The organism is Faecalimicrobium dakarense (genome assembly GCF_000499525.1).
GTDB lineage: Bacteria > Bacillota > Clostridia > Peptostreptococcales > Peptostreptococcaceae > Faecalimicrobium > Faecalimicrobium dakarense.
In genome coordinates this window covers 16,335-31,699 of record NZ_HG529362.1, presented here as the reverse complement: position 1 = coordinate 31,699, position 15,365 = coordinate 16,335, and the positions used below count along the sequence as shown (strand labels likewise).

The following is a 15,365-nucleotide window of genomic DNA, read 5'->3' as shown; positions in this document are numbered from 1 at the left end:
TTTTATACTATAGTAAATAAGATTTAGAAAGGAAACGTTGTAAATACAGCTTTAACTTCAGCTCTAATTTTAACTAATCCTGGCGCTAGATCTTGAAAATTACTAGATGATGAATATGTAATTGGCTGTAGTGAAGAACTAACCTCGGTTACTTTAGAAGGAATAGGATTATATTTTAGAGAAAAATTCTTAGCTAATAATGATGCTTTATTAATTGCATCTTGGCTAGCTTTTTTTAATGCTTTACTATAGTAATAAGATGGATTAGAAAGCATAAAATCTACACTTATATCATCATTAGCTCCATTTTCTATTACTAATTCATATACATCTTTTAGTTTAGAAAGGTCATTAATTAATATACTAATTAACTGTGAAACCTTGTAAGAAATTAATACATTATTAGTATAATCATAATTTCTAGTTACAGATATATCTTCAGTATGAATATTTTCCTTAGGTATTCCGTAGTCATATAAACTAGTTAGTAAAATATTAACTATTTTACTATTTTGTTCTTGTGCTTCTTCTAAACTTTTATTTTCTGAAGTTACTCTAGTATTTAGTTTAGCTATATCAGCATTCACTTCAATATAGCCGTTTCCGTTTACAGACAAATATCCTTTATTTGTAGGCATGCATATATTATTATTATTATTTCTAAATTGCATTATAATACCTCCTTAAAACCTAGTAGATTACATATAAATTATATTCAAAACGATATGTAAATATGAATTTTATATTAAGGATGATTTATTCAATAAGAAATAAAGTTATGATATAATACAAAATATTAATATAAATGAAGGTATATATAATTTATATTATCTAAACTCAGATAAATTAGATAAAGGAAAATATTTAAAAATAAATACATCTTAAAACAGGGGAGAGAATAGATAGTGCAAAAGATAATAGGTATAATAGCATCTAATTTAGAACTAAAAAAGAGAATTGAAAAATTATATTATCAAGATGTTAAGGATAAAAACATAATAATAGATATTATAGATATGGATCTATTAGAAGAACAAGGTAAAATGTTAGTTGATAAAGGTGCTCAGGTTATAATTGGAAGAGGTGGCGGATATAAACTAATCTTAGACACTGTTAATGTACCTGTAATACCTTTAAATATGAAAATAATAGATTTATTAAAGGCGATAAAAGAAGCAAGTTCATATTCAAAGAAAGTTGTACTAATATTAGGATATGATGAAGTTGACTTTGACTATGATAAATGGAGAGGTATAATAGACGTAGATATATCTGAAGAATGGTTTAAATCTAAATATGAAATAAGAAATAAAGTAATCAAATATATAGAGAAGAAAGATGATGTAGTTATTGTTGGAAGTGGGATTGCATGTTCTTTTGCAAAACAGTATAACATGGATAATGTATTTATAGATGCAAGTGACGATTCTATAAAAGAGGCTATAGAGTATTCTAAAAATTTACTTGAAACAGTTGAAAAGGAAAAATTCGATAATGAGATTTTAAGAAATATATTAGATGGAGTAAAGGATGGAATAATAGCAATAGATAATAATGGAAATATATTATTATATAACGATACTGCTATGAAAATAATGAAAGTTGATAAAAAAGATGTATCTAATCGATATATTTTAGACGTATTTCCTAATATGGAGTGGCTATTAGAATGTTTGCATACTAAGAAAGACAGTAAGAGAAAAATAAGACATATCTATAATTCAGTAGTAAACACTAATGCAAAGTTAATAAAAGTAGATGGTCATATATATGGAGCAATTGGAATAATTCAAGATATAACTAAATTGCAAAACTTAGAAAGAAAAATAAGAGCTGATTTAAATAAGAAAGGATTATATGCTAGATATACATTTTCTGATTTTATGTTCAAAGATAAAGTCACAAATGAATTTATTGAAGAAGCTAAAAGAATTGGAAGAACTGATTATACAACTCTACTTTATGGAGAGAGTGGAGCTGGAAAAGAAATATTGGCTCAAAGTATGCATAATATAAGTAAAAGAAAAGATAAGACGTTTGTTGCAATAAATTGTGCAACTATATCTGAGAATCTTTTAGAAAGTGAATTGTTTGGATATGAAGAAGGTGCTTTTACAGGAGCTAAAAAAGGAGGTAAACCTGGATTATTTGAATTAGCTCATGAAGGAACTCTGTTTTTAGATGAAATTAATAGCTTACCACTTAATTTTCAAACTAAACTATTAAGAGTTATAGAGGAGAGACAAATAATGAGAATAGGATCAGATCATATTATACCTTTAGATATTAGGATAATAGCAGCAACAAATGAGTTTTTAACTGAAAAGATAAGAGACAATTCATTTAGAGCAGACTTATTTTATAGATTAAGCAGTTTAGAAATAAACATTCCTCCTCTAAGAGAGAGAAAAGAAGATATAGTACCATTATTTGAACACTTTGTAGATAAAATACTAAAAAATAGCAATATTGATGACTTAAATAAAGTAGTAAAAAATTCTAAGTTGAATAAAGAAGATATAGACAAACTAAAAGCTTATAATTGGCCGGGAAATGTGAGAGAACTTAAAAACATAGCTCAAAAGTATGTTGTAACAGGTAAAATAAAATTAGATTACATAATAAACAAATTTGATTATATTAGTATAGATAGAGATTATAAAGATGAATATAAAAATACCGAACTTGATTATACTAATATAAATATAAATATGAAAGAAATAAATAGTTTTGTGGAACAAAAAATTATAGATATGCTATTAAACCAAGGCTTAAGTAAAACGGAAGTATCACAAATACTGGGAATAAGCAGAACTGCATTATGGAAAAAATGTAATAAAAATATTTAGTTTATTAATGTTAACAAATATTAACTAATGTTAACAAAAGTTAATATTTGAAAGACAGTTAAAATATAGGTAAATTAATACATAAATAATTTTTAAAAAATTCTGTTAATAATAATGCTAAATCAGGTGATATGCCTGATTTTTTTATGTTAAATAAAAATTATATTTAATATAGTAAAGACTTTATTTAACATAATCAAATTGGCATATAAGTTGCTTTTAAATAAAAATACAAAATATTTTAGGAGGTATTGATTATGACTCAGAGTATGGTGGCAAAACATTCTATGTGGCCAAGGAAGAAAGATATAATATTTAATTTATCAGAAAGAGCTCAAAAGGCAGAGAGAGCTATAGGAAAAGATAATGTTATAAATGGAACTATAGGAGCTCTTATGGACGATGAAGGCAAGTTAATAACAATGGAAACTGTATACAATGAGTACAAATCATTAGAGAATAAAGATATTTCAGCATATGCTGCATTAGAAGGACAACCAGATTACCTTGAAGCAGTTAAAAAAATATGTTTTAAAGAATACTTACCTGAAGGATATGTAAAAGCCGTAGCATCTCCAGGAGGGAGCGGTGCTATAAAGTTAGCAACTTGGAACTACACTAATGAAGGTGATGAATTATTAACATCTGATTGGTTCTGGAGCCCATATGTAAGCATAACAGAAGAAATAGGAAGAAAAGTTGCTACATATAAACTATTTGATGAAAATAATAATTTCAACTTTAAATCATTTAAAGAAGAATTTTTAAGAATATCATCTAAACAGGAAAGAATATTTACTATATTAAATACACCAGCGCACAATCCAACTGGATATAGTGTATCAGATGATGAATGGGATAAAATTTTAGATTTATCAAAAGAAGTAGCACAAGATAAAAACAAGAAGATAATATTATTTGTAGATATTGCATATATAGATTTTGCAAAAGATGATAATGGAAGTAGAAAATTCTTCTCTAAATTCTCTAACCTTCCAGAAAATGTACTTGTAATAGTAGGATTTAGTATGTCAAAAGGATTTACAGCTTACGGAATGAGAATGGGTGCAGCAATATGCATAACAGCTAGTGAAAATGTAGCTGAAGAGTTTTACTATGCATGTGTTCATTCTTGTAGAGCAAACTGGTCAAATTGTAATAGAGGAGCAATGAGTCTATTATCTAATATAGTTAAAGACCAACAAAAACTAAAAACATACACAGAAGAAAAAAATATGCATAAAGAGATGTTAAATAAAAGAGCAGACATATTTGTTAAAGAAGCTAAAAAGGTAGGACTTCCAATACTTCCATATATAGATGGATTTTTTATAAGTATACCATGTGATAATCCTATGGAAGTATCAGAAGAATTAACAAAAGATAATGTTTATGCTGTACCATTAAAAATGGGTATTAGATTTGCAATTTGTGCAGTATCAGAAGAAAAGTGTAAAATAGCACCAAGCATTATAAAAAATGCACTTGAATATGTGGAAAGTCAAAAATCATTAAATATATAGGGACATAGTAAATAGATTATAAATTAATAATTATTTATGGGGGATTTTAACTATGAAACAATTAATGACAGGTAATGAAGCTATTGCTCGTGGAGCATATGAGGCTGGTGTAAAATATGCATGTGCATATCCAGGTACTCCAAGTACTGAAATATTAGAAAATGTAGCATTATATAAAGATGACATAGTTGCTGAGTGGGCACCTAATGAGAAGGTAGCCTTAGAAGCTGCAATAGGAGGATCTCTAGCAGGTGCTAGAACTATGGCCTCTATGAAACATGTAGGGATAAATGTAGCAGCAGACCCACTATTTACTTTTGCATATACAGGAGTAAATGGTGGTATGGTTTTAATTTCAGCAGATGAACCAGGAATGCACTCATCACAAAATGAACAAGATAATAGAAATTATGCTAAATTTGCTAAGATAGCACTTTTAGAGCCTTCAACTAGTCAAGAAGCTAAAGAAATGTTGAAAGAAGCATTTGAGATAAGTGAAAAATTCGATACACCAGTTTTATACAGATTAACAACAAGGCTATGTCATTCAAAAGGAATAGTAGAATGTTTTGATAGAAAAGAAGTAGGAATAAAAGACTATATCAAAAACCCTCAGAAAAATCTTACTGTACCAGCACATGCTAGAGTAAGAAGAGTTGCAGTAGAAGAAAGATTAAAAGAATTAGAAGAATTTTCAAATAGCACACCTTTAAATTATTACGAAATAAATGATACTAAAATTGGAATAGTTGCATCTGGTATGTGTCATACATACGCACAAGAAGTATTTGGTAAAGATGCATCATATATGAAGCTAGGATTTACTAATCCAATGCCAATTGAAAAAATAAAAGAATTCTCATCTAAGGTAGACAAAATCTATGTAATAGAAGAAAATGATCCATTTATAGAAGAACAAATGAAAGCAAATGGTATAGAGTGTTTTGGAAAAGATATATTACCTGTGTACGGAGAAATGACACCAGATGTAATTAGAAAAGCTATATACGGCAAAACAAATCCTACTATAGATTTCAATGAAGACTTAGTTGTACCAAGACCTCCAGGATTATGTGCAGGATGTCCTCATAGAGGTTTCTTCTATGAATTAGGTAAAAGAAAAAATGTAATGGTAACAGGCGATATAGGTTGTTACACTCTTGGATTTGCGCCACCGTATAATGCTATGGACACAGTAATTTGTATGGGTGCAAGTTTAAGTACTGGTCACGGAGCTCAAAGAGTATTTAATATGAAACAAGACAATGATATGAAAGTTGTTGGAGTTTTAGGAGATTCTACATTCTTCCATACAGGAGTAAACTCACTTTTAGATATTGCTTATAATAAAGGAAATTGTGTATCTGTAATACTAGATAATAGAATAACAGGTATGACAGGGCATCAACAAAATCCTGGAACAGGATATACTTTACAGGGTGAAATAACTAATGAAGTAAATATAGAAGAGTTAGTTAGAGCTTGTGGAATAAAAAATGTTAGAAATATAGATCCGAATAATTTAAAAGAAGTAAATGAAACTCTTGATTGGGCATTTAACTTAGAAGAACCATCAGTAATCATAACTAGATGGCCATGTGTTCTTAAAAAATTCTCTAAAGAAGATATAGAAGAATTTAATAATCCTTTTACAAGTAAATGCACTGTAGACCATGATGATTGTATAGGATGTAAAATATGTATGAAAACAGGATGTCCAGCTATATCATTTACAAAAGAAACTAAGAAAGTAAATATAGATCCAAATCAATGTGTAGGATGTGGGGTTTGCTCACAAGTTTGTCCAAAAGAAGCTATATCTAATAATTCTGTGTCTAAGGGGGTAATGTAGTATGACTAAGAGTATTCTTTTAGTAGGAGTAGGAGGGCAAGGTACTATACTTGCTAGTAAATTATTAACTACAGGACTTATGGAAGCTGGATATGATGTAAAGATGAGTGAGATACATGGAATGAGCCAAAGGGGAGGTTCGGTATCATCACAAGTTAGATACGGTGAAAAAGTATATTCTCCAGTTATAGAAGTAGGTGGAGCTGATATTTTAGTATCATTTGAAAAAATGGAAACATTAAGATGGATAAAATTCTTAAAGCCAGAAGGTAAAATTATTTATAATAACTATAGAATGGACTCTATGCCAGTATTAACAGGTAAGGCAGAATACCTTGAAACTGAAATAGATGAAGAACTAGAAAGATTAAATGCTATTTGTCTAAACGCAGCAGATAAAGCTTTAGAACTTGGAAATGCTAAAATAATGAATGTTATATTATTAGGAAGCTTAGTTAAATCTATGAAACTAGAACATATTAATTGGGAAAAGATAATAAAAGATAACGTAAAAGAAAAGTTTGTAGATATAAATATAAAAGCTTTAAAAGAAGGTATGAATTTAATTCCTAGTGAAGCTGTTCAAATAAACTAGTATAAATAAAAGTTAGAATATTAAATTAAGCTATTACAAGTATAGATATACAGTAATAGCTTAATTTATAAAATTCGCTTCACTCATGTTGCCAACGACCTAAAAATCAGGTCCGTTGCTTAAATTTAGTAGTTGAGATTATAAATTAACCATAAATCAGATAATTTATAATCTCTTAGTATATAAAAATAAAATAAAGAGGGGGATATTTTATGATATATAGAATACTAGCTGTAAATCCGGGGTCTACATCTACAAAAATAGCTGTTTATGATAATGATAATGTAGTATTAGTAAAAGGAATCGATCATCCTGCTTGTGAAATAGCAAAATATAATAATATACAAGATCAATTTGAAATGAGAAAAGATGAGGTACTAAAAGTTCTTAAAGAAAATAATATAGATATAAATACATTGAGTGCAGTTGTTGGAAGAGGCGGGTTACTTCCGCCAGTTAAGTCAGGGGCATATTTAGTGAATGATCAAATGATAGATAGATTAGTAAATAGACCTATAATTGAGCATGCATCAAATCTAGGGGCTATTATATCTTATGAAATAGCAAAACAACTTAAAATAAATGCATACATATATGATTCTGTAGCAGTAGATGAACTTGATGATATAGCTAGATTATCTGGAATTTGCGGCATGGATAGAGATTGCTTAAGTCATGCGTTAAATTCTAGGGCTATGGCTATGAAACATTCTAAAAATAACAATAAAAATTACAAAGATTTAAACTTAATAGTAGCTCATTTAGGTGGAGGTATAACAGTTAGTGTGCACAAAAAAGGTAAAATGGTAGATATTGTATCGGATGATGAAGGATCATTTTCACCAGAAAGAGCTGGAAGAGTGCCTTGTAAAAAAATCATAGATAGATGCTTTTCAGGAGAATACTCACATAGAGATATGCTAAAGATGATAAGAGGAAATGGTGGTATAGTTTCATATTTAGGAACAGTTGATGTTAGAGAAGTAGAAAAAATGATAAATGAAGGTAATGAAGATGCAAAACTTGTTCACGAAGCGATGGCATATCAAGTTTCTAAAAGTATAGGCGAATTAGCAACAGTTGTAGAGGGAAAAGTTGATGCAATAGTTATTACAGGTGGAATTGCTTATTCAAATATAATAACTTCTATGATTAAAAAAAGAGTGGATTTTATAGCACCAGTAGATATTATTCCAGGTGAAAATGAACTTGAATCTTTATCTTTAGGGGTTTTAAGAGTGCTGTTAGGAGAAGAAAATGCTAGAGTATATGAAGAAAATGAATTAGCTAAGGCATAAAAAGCAGTGTTGATAAAATTAGTAAAAAATAATTATTAAAAAAATCAAAAATACTTGAAATATTTAGACAATTATAGTATTATAAAAAAATAGCAAGAGAAAAACTGAATACTCCTTATCAAGAGCGGTGGAGGGGCTGGCCCTTTGAAACCCGGCAACCAGTATATTTAATATACATTGGTGCTAAATCCTGCAGCTAATAGCTGAAAGATGAGTAAATAATTGCTTATTATAGCCTGAGTTTATTCTCAGGCTTTTTAAATATAAGGAAATTATAATTTCCTACTGCTGGACTTGAGCAACGGACGCAGTCGTTGGCGAAATGAGTAAAGCGAATTTTTATATATTAATTAAAACATAAGAGGAGGCGACATGTATGGAAAAAGAAATAAAAAAAGGTAATGCATTGGCATTATTACCATTGGGAGTATTTTTATTATTATTTTTAGGAACAGGAATTATAACAGGTGATTTTTATAAAATGCCAGTATTGTTTGCATTTATTATATCGGCTGGCGTTGCATTAATGTTAAATAAAAAAGAGTCATTTTCTACAAAAATAGATGTGTTTTGTAAAGGGGCAGGAAAGCCTGATATCATATTAATGTGTATGATTTTCTTACTAGCAGGAACATTTGGAAGTGTTTCAAAAGCAATGGGTGGAGTAGATTCTACTGTAAACTTAAGTTTATCAATATTACCACCAAACCTTATAGTAGTAGGATTATTTATCATAGGTTGCTTTATATCTGTTTCAATGGGAACATCAATGGGAACAATAGCAGCAATAGCACCAGTAGGGATCGGTATAGCAGAAAAGACTGGAATGCCTATGGCTTTAGTAATAGGAGCAGTAATAGGTGGAGCTATGTTTGGAGATAACTTATCTATGATATCAGATACAACTATAACTGCAGTTAGAACTCAGGGATGTGAACTTAAAGATAAGTTTAAGGTTAACTTTTTAATAGTTTTGCCAGCAGCAATAATAACAGCTATAATACTTGGAATAAATACATCAGGGTATGAGGTAATGATATCAGAAAATTATAGCTATGAAATAATAAAAGTGGTTCCATATATAATTGTATTAGCGGGAGCACTATTTGGAATGAATGTATTTGCATTACTTCCAATGGGAATAATTGTATCAGCAATTATAGGAATATCAACAAATTCATTTGATGTATTTGGATTTATAGATGCAGCATCACAAGGTATGGTAGGAATGTATGAATTATGTATGATGTCTATAGTAATAGGTGGTATTGTTGAGCTTATAAAGTTTAATGGTGGAATAGACTTTGTATTACATTTTATAACAAGTCGAATAAAAAATAAAAAAGGCGCTGAATTTGGAATAGCAGCTCTTGTAGCTTTAGTTGACTTATGTACAGCAAATAATACTATAGCAATAGTTATGGCAGGGCCATTGGCTAAAGATATAGCACAAGAATTTGATATAGATCCAAGAAGATCGGCAAGTATACTAGATATTTTCTCTTCTTGTTTCCAAGGGATGATTCCTTACGGAGCTCAAATATTAACGGCTGCAGGGTTAGCAGCAATATCTCCAATGGAAATTTTAAGGTATTTACATTATCCGATTTTAATGGGATTATTTGGAATATTAGCTATAGCTTTTGGGTTCCCAAAATTATCAGATATTAAAGAAAAGAAAAAAGAAAGTAAAATAGCATAAGCAAAAAATAGTACTGAATATTTTTATTCAGTACTATTTTTATTTATAACTATCTAAGATCGAAAGTTTCACAACTTGCATTCTTATCATTGTTTATATGAACTTGTTCAGCTTTACAAGCTTCATCCACATTGTATTTACAATTAGTAGCTTTACAACGAATATCTCTTGTACCTACAGAGTCATAAGCATTAGAAGAATTTGTAAATCCAGCGCTAGCTTTATCTATATAAGATGCACAAGTAGTATTTCCAGTAGTAGTAGCTTGACGTCCATCTACATTTATACCTCCTGCAAAACATCCTCCACCATTGTTATAAGCACAGCTAGTAGCCGAACAATTTAAATTACTATTTGTCATTTTAAAATACCTCCTACAAATTTATTTCTACCTTAGTATGTGGAGATAAATTATTTTTTATAACAAGTATTATTAATTATTTAGTAATACAATCAGAACATACAACGAAAACATCATCTAGACTTTCTCGACCAAATTTTTTATTAACATGATGGACTTCTAAATTATCACTACATCCACAAAGAACGCATTTATTATTATAGTGAGATAAAGCTTTTTCTTTAAATAATTTAAAGTGAATAGAATTTAAATAATTATCGTAATTTACTTTTATACAAGCTTCTAGGTAATTAATATATAGGTTGTCTAAATCTTCAGTAGTTAAATTGCTATTTTCTGGAGAAAAAAATTCGCAACGTTTATTTGATTCTGGCAAAGCATCAAGCATTATGCATTTTATATTGTATTGATAATCTTCATTTGGACCATCTAAAGAAAGATGAGTGCAAAAAGAGCAACATTCTTTAGGCAAGCTTTCTTCTAATTCATTAATATTAATATTCATAAACAACCTCCTCTAAATATTTCAAGTAATTTTATCAACGTATTATATTTATATTAAAAAATATAGACAAGTATTCTATAAATAAAGGATTTGTATAAAAAACAAAGTATTATTAAATAAAGGTATTAAAATATATTATAGGGTGATTAGATGCAAGTTTATAATTTTGATAAAATTAGAAAAGAAGTTAATATTGATTTGATGAAAAGAGAAGCTGAGAATAAAAGAAGGTATTATTTTCAGCTTAATTTATTTGAGGAAAATAACTTATCTTTTAGAGAAGATATTTATAATATAGAAAATAAAAAAGAAATTATGATAAAAACATTTGAAAAAAAATTAATAGGTAATAGTGATAAAAATGATTTAAGAAAAATTAAAATATTAACTGATATTGAATTTAAGTACAATATTTTTAGAAGCTGTAAATTTAATAACATTAAATTTAATAACTGTTCTTTTTTAGGAACATCATTTTTAAATTGTAATTTTAAAAATATATCTTTTGAAAATTGTTTTTTCTATAATTCAAGCGGAGATATAAGCATATTCAATAATAAAACTAAGTTTAAAAACTGTTATTTTAAAAGTTGCTATATGGAAAATAGTGTATTTCAAAATGTTAATTTTTATAGTGTAAGCTTTATACATACAAACTTAAAAAATTCAATATTTAGTGAAGTACATATGGATAAAGTTTATATAACAGACTCGGATTGTAGGTCGTTAAAAATTTTAAATCCAGATATAAATGAATTTAAATTTGATGATAATTTTTTAACTAAATTTGATGAGTATACATTTATAGACAAAATAAAAGTGGATAAAAATTATAAAAAAACATATGAGATAGCTTCTAAGGTATATATGGAATTTGCTTCTAAGTTTGAAGCAAACAGATTAATGGATAACTGTGGAGAATATTACTATATGTCAAAATGTATGGAAAATAAGTCTTTAAGTGGTTTAAATAAAATTAAATCATATATATTTTGGATGTTATGTGGGTATGGCGAAAGACCAACTTATGCTCTTATAACCTCTTTAGAAATAGTATTAATATTTGCGATTATTTATATGTTTACAGGTATTAGTGTTGGAGGATATATTATAGATTATAAATTGGCATTAGAGTATGGGCTAGCTATGCCAGATTTAATATCTGATTTTATGCAATCTATTTATTTTAGTATAGTTACATTTACAACCGTAGGATATGGAGATATAACACCGATTGGAGGTAGTATTTTATTATCAGGAATAGAAATGCTTTTAGGAGTTACTATGGTAGGGGTATGGACAGCTACTTTAGCTAGAAAAATAACTAGATGAAGGGGCTGTCTCAAAATAAAATAAAGATAGCCTAATAAAAAATGAACTCTGTGACTAGAGTTCATTTTTTTATGTACTAACGCCAATAAATAGACAGTTGCACGTTTCTAAAAATTTCATAAATCTAAGAGAAAATTCCTAACTAATGTAAAACATAAATTATTAATTAGATTATATTAAATTGAATAATACAATATATTTTTAAATTAACTTAACAAAAGTATAATATTAATTTAATATCAATAAAAAAATGTATAAATATATCGAAAACACGAACTAAAAGCTTAAAAGTGTTTACAGTGTTCGAAAAATGTTTTATATTATCTATAGGGGTATCATTAAAAAATATTATGGAAAATTAAATTATATAATTTGGAGGGAAATTATGAAAAATAAGAGTAAAAAAATAGCAACAATAGCCATAGCTTCAGCAATAACGGGACAAGCTGTAATGCCAGTACTAGCAGCTGAAAGCACAAATATAAAAAATCAAGAAGCAGAAATAAAAACAAGTCAATCACCAATCGTTGATTTTCGTATAATGGCAACAACTGATTTACATGCCAATATAATGGATCATGATTATTATACAGATAAAGCTAATCAAAACTTAGGATTATCGAAAATTGCAACTCTTATAGAAAAGGCCAAAAAAGAAGCAGATAAAAATAAAGATATAGCTGATAAAATAGATAATACAATATTAGTTGATAATGGAGATGCAATACAAGGAAATCCATTAGCAAGTGTATATGCTATGAGCCCAGAAACACAGACAAAGCCTGGAGAAAAATACCCAGTATATGAAGCATTCGATTTATTAGAATATGATGCAACAACTTTAGGTAATCATGAGTTTAACTATGGCCTTGATTTCTTAAAGCAAATAACAGATAAATCTGTTATGAAAACAGATGTTTTAAATGCAAACGTTTTAAACATGGATGGAAGTTATAAATTTAATCCATATAAAGTAATAAATGAAGAAGTTATTGACTCAAATGGAAACAAGCAAACTATAAAAGTAGGTATAACTGGATTCGTACCACCTCAAATATTAAACTGGGACAAACAAAATTTAGAAGGTAAAGTTAAAGTTGAAGATATAAAAACTGCAGCAGACAAAGTAACTAAAACACTAAAAGAAAAAGAAGGTGTTGATATAGTAGTTGCCTTAGCTCATACAGGTACAGGAGAAGATGATAAGCATGTTGTAAATTCAGAAAATGCAGCTTATCAATTAAGTAAAGTAGATGGTATAGATGCAATTGTAGCAGGACATTCTCATTCAACTACAGTAAAACAAATGAATGGAGCACAAATAGTACAACCATCTAACTGGGGAAAAGAATTAGGAATTATTGATTTAAAATTAACTCAACAAAATGGAAAATGGTCAGTAATAGATGAACAAAGTAAGATTGAAAGAAGAAATGTTAATGGAAAAGTTTATGGGGAAGGTGCAGATCCAATAAGAACTGAAGCACCTGCTGTAAACAATCCAATAATATCAGAAAATGCATCACTTAAATCAGCTCATGAAAAAACTGTAAAATATGTAAATTCAGGAGTTGGAAAAAGTACAGGTGATTTAAATAGTTTCTTCTCATTGGTATCAGATGATTCTTCAGTTGAATTAGTTGCAAATGCTCAAAAGTGGTATGTTGAAAAAGCTATAAAAGAAGGTCAATCAGAATTACAAGCTGATAAAAACCTACAAATACTATCAGCAGCAGCACCATTTAAAGCAGGTGGAAGAGATTTCAATGATGCAACAAGCTTTGTTGATATAAAGGCTGGAGATTTAAAGATAAAAGATTTATCTAGTTTATACATATATGATAATACATTAAATGTATTAAAAATGAACGGAGCACAAGTAAAAGAGTGGTTAGAAATGTGTGCAGGAATGTTCAATGCTATAGATACTAATTCTAAAGAAGAACAAGAGTTATTAAATCCAAACTATAGATCATATAACTTTGATAGTATAGAAGGATTAACATATGAAATAGATGTAACAAAACCAGCTAAATATGATGGAAACGGAAAAACTATAAATGCTAATTCATCAAGAATAAGCAACTTAAAGTTAAATGGAAAAGATTTAGATTTAAATCAAGAGTTCTTAGTTGTAACTAATAACTATAGAGCTACTGGTTCTTTCCCTGGTGTTAGAGATGCTAAAATAGTATATTCAAGTGTTTATGAGAATAGAGAAACAATAGTAGATTATATAAAATCACAAGGAACAATAAATCCAACTCATGATGATAACTGGAAGATAAAACCTGTAGATACTAATGCTAAAGTAGTATTTACGTCTCATGAAAATGGTAAAAATTATTTATCAGAACATCCATATATAAATGCTCAAAGAGCAAATGGAGAAAATTTAGTTAAATACTCATATGATTTAAATTATGTAAGTAGTTCAATACCTGAGCAAAAATTAACAGGTTCTTCAAGATATGAAACTGCAACTAAAATAAGTCAAAGTGCATTTAATAAAGCAGATAATGTAGTAATAGTAAATTCTGAAGCTATATCAGATGGTCTTTGTGCAACACCTTTTGCAAAGCTTAAAAATGCTCCAATACTTTTAACAAATGATAAAAAATTAGATGCTAAAACTAAGGAAGAAATAACTAGATTAGGTGCTAAAAATGTTTATGTAATAGGTGGAAGTAATGCAGTAAGTGAATCTGTATTAAACGAATTAAAAGCTATGAAAGTATCTGTAGAAAGAATAGCTGGAGATGATAGATACGAAACATCTTTAGAAATTGCAAAAAAAATTAGGTGATGTATCAGAGATAGCAGTAGTAAATGGTGAAAAAGGACTTGCAGATGCTGTAAGTATAGCACCTGTAGCAGGTAGCAAAAATATGCCAATACTTCTTTCTTCAAAAAATGAAGGAATAAAAAGATACGGTCAATTTATAAAAGATGAAAAAATAGCTAAATCATATGTTATAGGTGGAAAATCTGCTATAAATGAAGATGTTGCAAAGGAATTACCAAATGCAACTAGACTTGGTGGAGTAAATAGAAATGAAACTAATGCTATTATAATAGATCAATTCTACAAGAGCGAAGAACTAAACAACATATATGTAGCTAAAGATGGAATGACAAAAGAAAATGACCTTATAGATGCATTAGCAGTAGGAGCAGTTGCGGCTAAGGAAAATGCAGTAGTTGTAATAGGTGGGGCAAATATTAATGAAAAACAAGCTCAAGTTTTATCAACTAAGAAAACAAAAATGTTAACTAAAGTTGGCGGAAATGGAAATGAAGGAATATTTAATAAGGTAAAATCTATATTAAAAAAATAATACAATTAGA

Annotated in this window: 12 protein-coding genes and 1 riboswitch; of the genes, 9 read left to right on the top strand and 3 right to left on the bottom strand. The window is 28.4% G+C overall.

Going from position 1 to position 15,365, the window contains the following annotated elements:
* Positions 1-23: 23 nt before the first annotated feature.
* Positions 24-671: an SIMPL domain-containing protein gene (locus tag BN899_RS11330; RefSeq protein WP_042275472.1), complete on the bottom strand. Its 648-nt coding sequence runs from the start codon at positions 669-671 to the stop codon at positions 24-26.
* Positions 672-905: 234 nt separating this feature from the next.
* Here BN899_RS11330 and BN899_RS11325 point away from each other — a divergent pair, with 234 nt between their 5' ends.
* The 6 genes from BN899_RS11325 (at position 906) to BN899_RS11300 (ending at position 9,819) form a co-directional block, all read left to right on the top strand.
* Positions 906-2,849 (top strand): sigma 54-interacting transcriptional regulator, encoded by a 1,944-nt coding sequence (locus BN899_RS11325; RefSeq protein WP_042275469.1) that lies wholly within the window; start codon positions 906-908, stop codon positions 2,847-2,849.
* Between the two features lie 257 nt (positions 2,850-3,106).
* Positions 3,107-4,372 (top strand): pyridoxal phosphate-dependent aminotransferase, encoded by a 1,266-nt coding sequence (locus BN899_RS11320; RefSeq protein WP_042275466.1) that lies wholly within the window; start codon positions 3,107-3,109, stop codon positions 4,370-4,372.
* 52 nt (positions 4,373-4,424) lie between these two features.
* Positions 4,425-6,224 (top strand): indolepyruvate ferredoxin oxidoreductase subunit alpha, encoded by a 1,800-nt coding sequence (iorA, locus tag BN899_RS11315; protein ID WP_042275463.1) that lies wholly within the window; start codon positions 4,425-4,427, stop codon positions 6,222-6,224.
* 1 nt (position 6,225) lies between these two features.
* Complete coding sequence (locus BN899_RS11310) at positions 6,226-6,819, top strand: indolepyruvate oxidoreductase subunit beta (protein ID WP_042275461.1); 594 nt, start codon at positions 6,226-6,228, stop codon at positions 6,817-6,819.
* A gap of 212 nt (positions 6,820-7,031) precedes the next feature.
* Positions 7,032-8,117: a butyrate kinase gene (gene buk / locus BN899_RS11305; RefSeq protein WP_147568542.1), complete on the top strand. Its 1,086-nt coding sequence runs from the start codon at positions 7,032-7,034 to the stop codon at positions 8,115-8,117.
* A gap of 112 nt (positions 8,118-8,229) precedes the next feature.
* Positions 8,230-8,334, top strand: a riboswitch (SAM riboswitch).
* A 159-nt stretch (positions 8,335-8,493) separates the two neighbouring features.
* Positions 8,494-9,819, top strand: coding sequence for a Na+/H+ antiporter NhaC family protein (locus BN899_RS11300; protein WP_042275458.1), 1,326 nt, complete (start codon positions 8,494-8,496; stop codon positions 9,817-9,819).
* 49 nt (positions 9,820-9,868) lie between these two features.
* Here BN899_RS11300 and BN899_RS11295 read toward each other — a convergent pair whose 3' ends face one another.
* A complete protein-coding gene (locus BN899_RS11295; RefSeq protein WP_042275455.1) occupies positions 9,869-10,180 on the bottom strand; it encodes a DUF1540 domain-containing protein in 312 nt (103 codons plus the stop codon).
* Positions 10,181-10,256: 76 nt separating this feature from the next.
* Complete coding sequence (locus BN899_RS11290; RefSeq protein ID WP_042275454.1) at positions 10,257-10,685, bottom strand: hypothetical protein; 429 nt, start codon at positions 10,683-10,685, stop codon at positions 10,257-10,259.
* Between the two features lie 150 nt (positions 10,686-10,835).
* Here BN899_RS11290 and BN899_RS11285 point away from each other — a divergent pair, with 150 nt between their 5' ends.
* The 3 genes from BN899_RS11285 (at position 10,836) to BN899_RS11275 (ending at position 15,355) form a co-directional block, all read left to right on the top strand.
* Complete coding sequence (locus tag BN899_RS11285; protein WP_042275451.1) at positions 10,836-12,017, top strand: ion channel; 1,182 nt, start codon at positions 10,836-10,838, stop codon at positions 12,015-12,017.
* Between the two features lie 385 nt (positions 12,018-12,402).
* Entirely contained in the window at positions 12,403-14,823 is a 2,421-nt protein-coding gene (locus BN899_RS11280; protein WP_052356831.1) for a bifunctional 2',3'-cyclic-nucleotide 2'-phosphodiesterase/3'-nucleotidase, read from the top strand.
* The gene (locus BN899_RS11275) at positions 14,804-15,355 is read left to right on the top strand and encodes a cell wall-binding repeat-containing protein (RefSeq protein WP_052356830.1); all 552 of its coding nucleotides are present in this window, start codon (positions 14,804-14,806) and stop codon (positions 15,353-15,355) included. The genes BN899_RS11280 and BN899_RS11275 overlap by 20 nt, the downstream gene beginning before the upstream one ends.
* Positions 15,356-15,365 lie beyond the last annotated feature (10 nt).

Bases quoted from the DNA above. Each gene is read 5' to 3' on its own strand.
- BN899_RS11290 (WP_042275454.1), bottom strand. From the start codon at position 10,685: ATGAATATTAATATTAATGAATTAGAAGAAAGCTTGCCTAAAGAATGT.
- BN899_RS11310 (WP_042275461.1), top strand. From the start codon at position 6,226: ATGACTAAGAGTATTCTTTTAGTAGGAGTAGGAGGGCAAGGTACTATA.
- iorA (WP_042275463.1), top strand. From the start codon at position 4,425: ATGAAACAATTAATGACAGGTAATGAAGCTATTGCTCGTGGAGCATAT.
- BN899_RS11330 (WP_042275472.1), bottom strand. From the start codon at position 671: ATGCAATTTAGAAATAATAATAATAATATATGCATGCCTACAAATAAA.
- BN899_RS11320 (WP_042275466.1), top strand. From the start codon at position 3,107: ATGACTCAGAGTATGGTGGCAAAACATTCTATGTGGCCAAGGAAGAAA.
- BN899_RS11285 (WP_042275451.1), top strand. From the start codon at position 10,836: ATGCAAGTTTATAATTTTGATAAAATTAGAAAAGAAGTTAATATTGAT.
- BN899_RS11280 (WP_052356831.1), top strand. From the start codon at position 12,403: ATGAAAAATAAGAGTAAAAAAATAGCAACAATAGCCATAGCTTCAGCA.
- BN899_RS11295 (WP_042275455.1), bottom strand. From the start codon at position 10,180: ATGACAAATAGTAATTTAAATTGTTCGGCTACTAGCTGTGCTTATAAC.
- buk (WP_147568542.1), top strand. From the start codon at position 7,032: ATGATATATAGAATACTAGCTGTAAATCCGGGGTCTACATCTACAAAA.
- BN899_RS11300 (WP_042275458.1), top strand. From the start codon at position 8,494: ATGGAAAAAGAAATAAAAAAAGGTAATGCATTGGCATTATTACCATTG.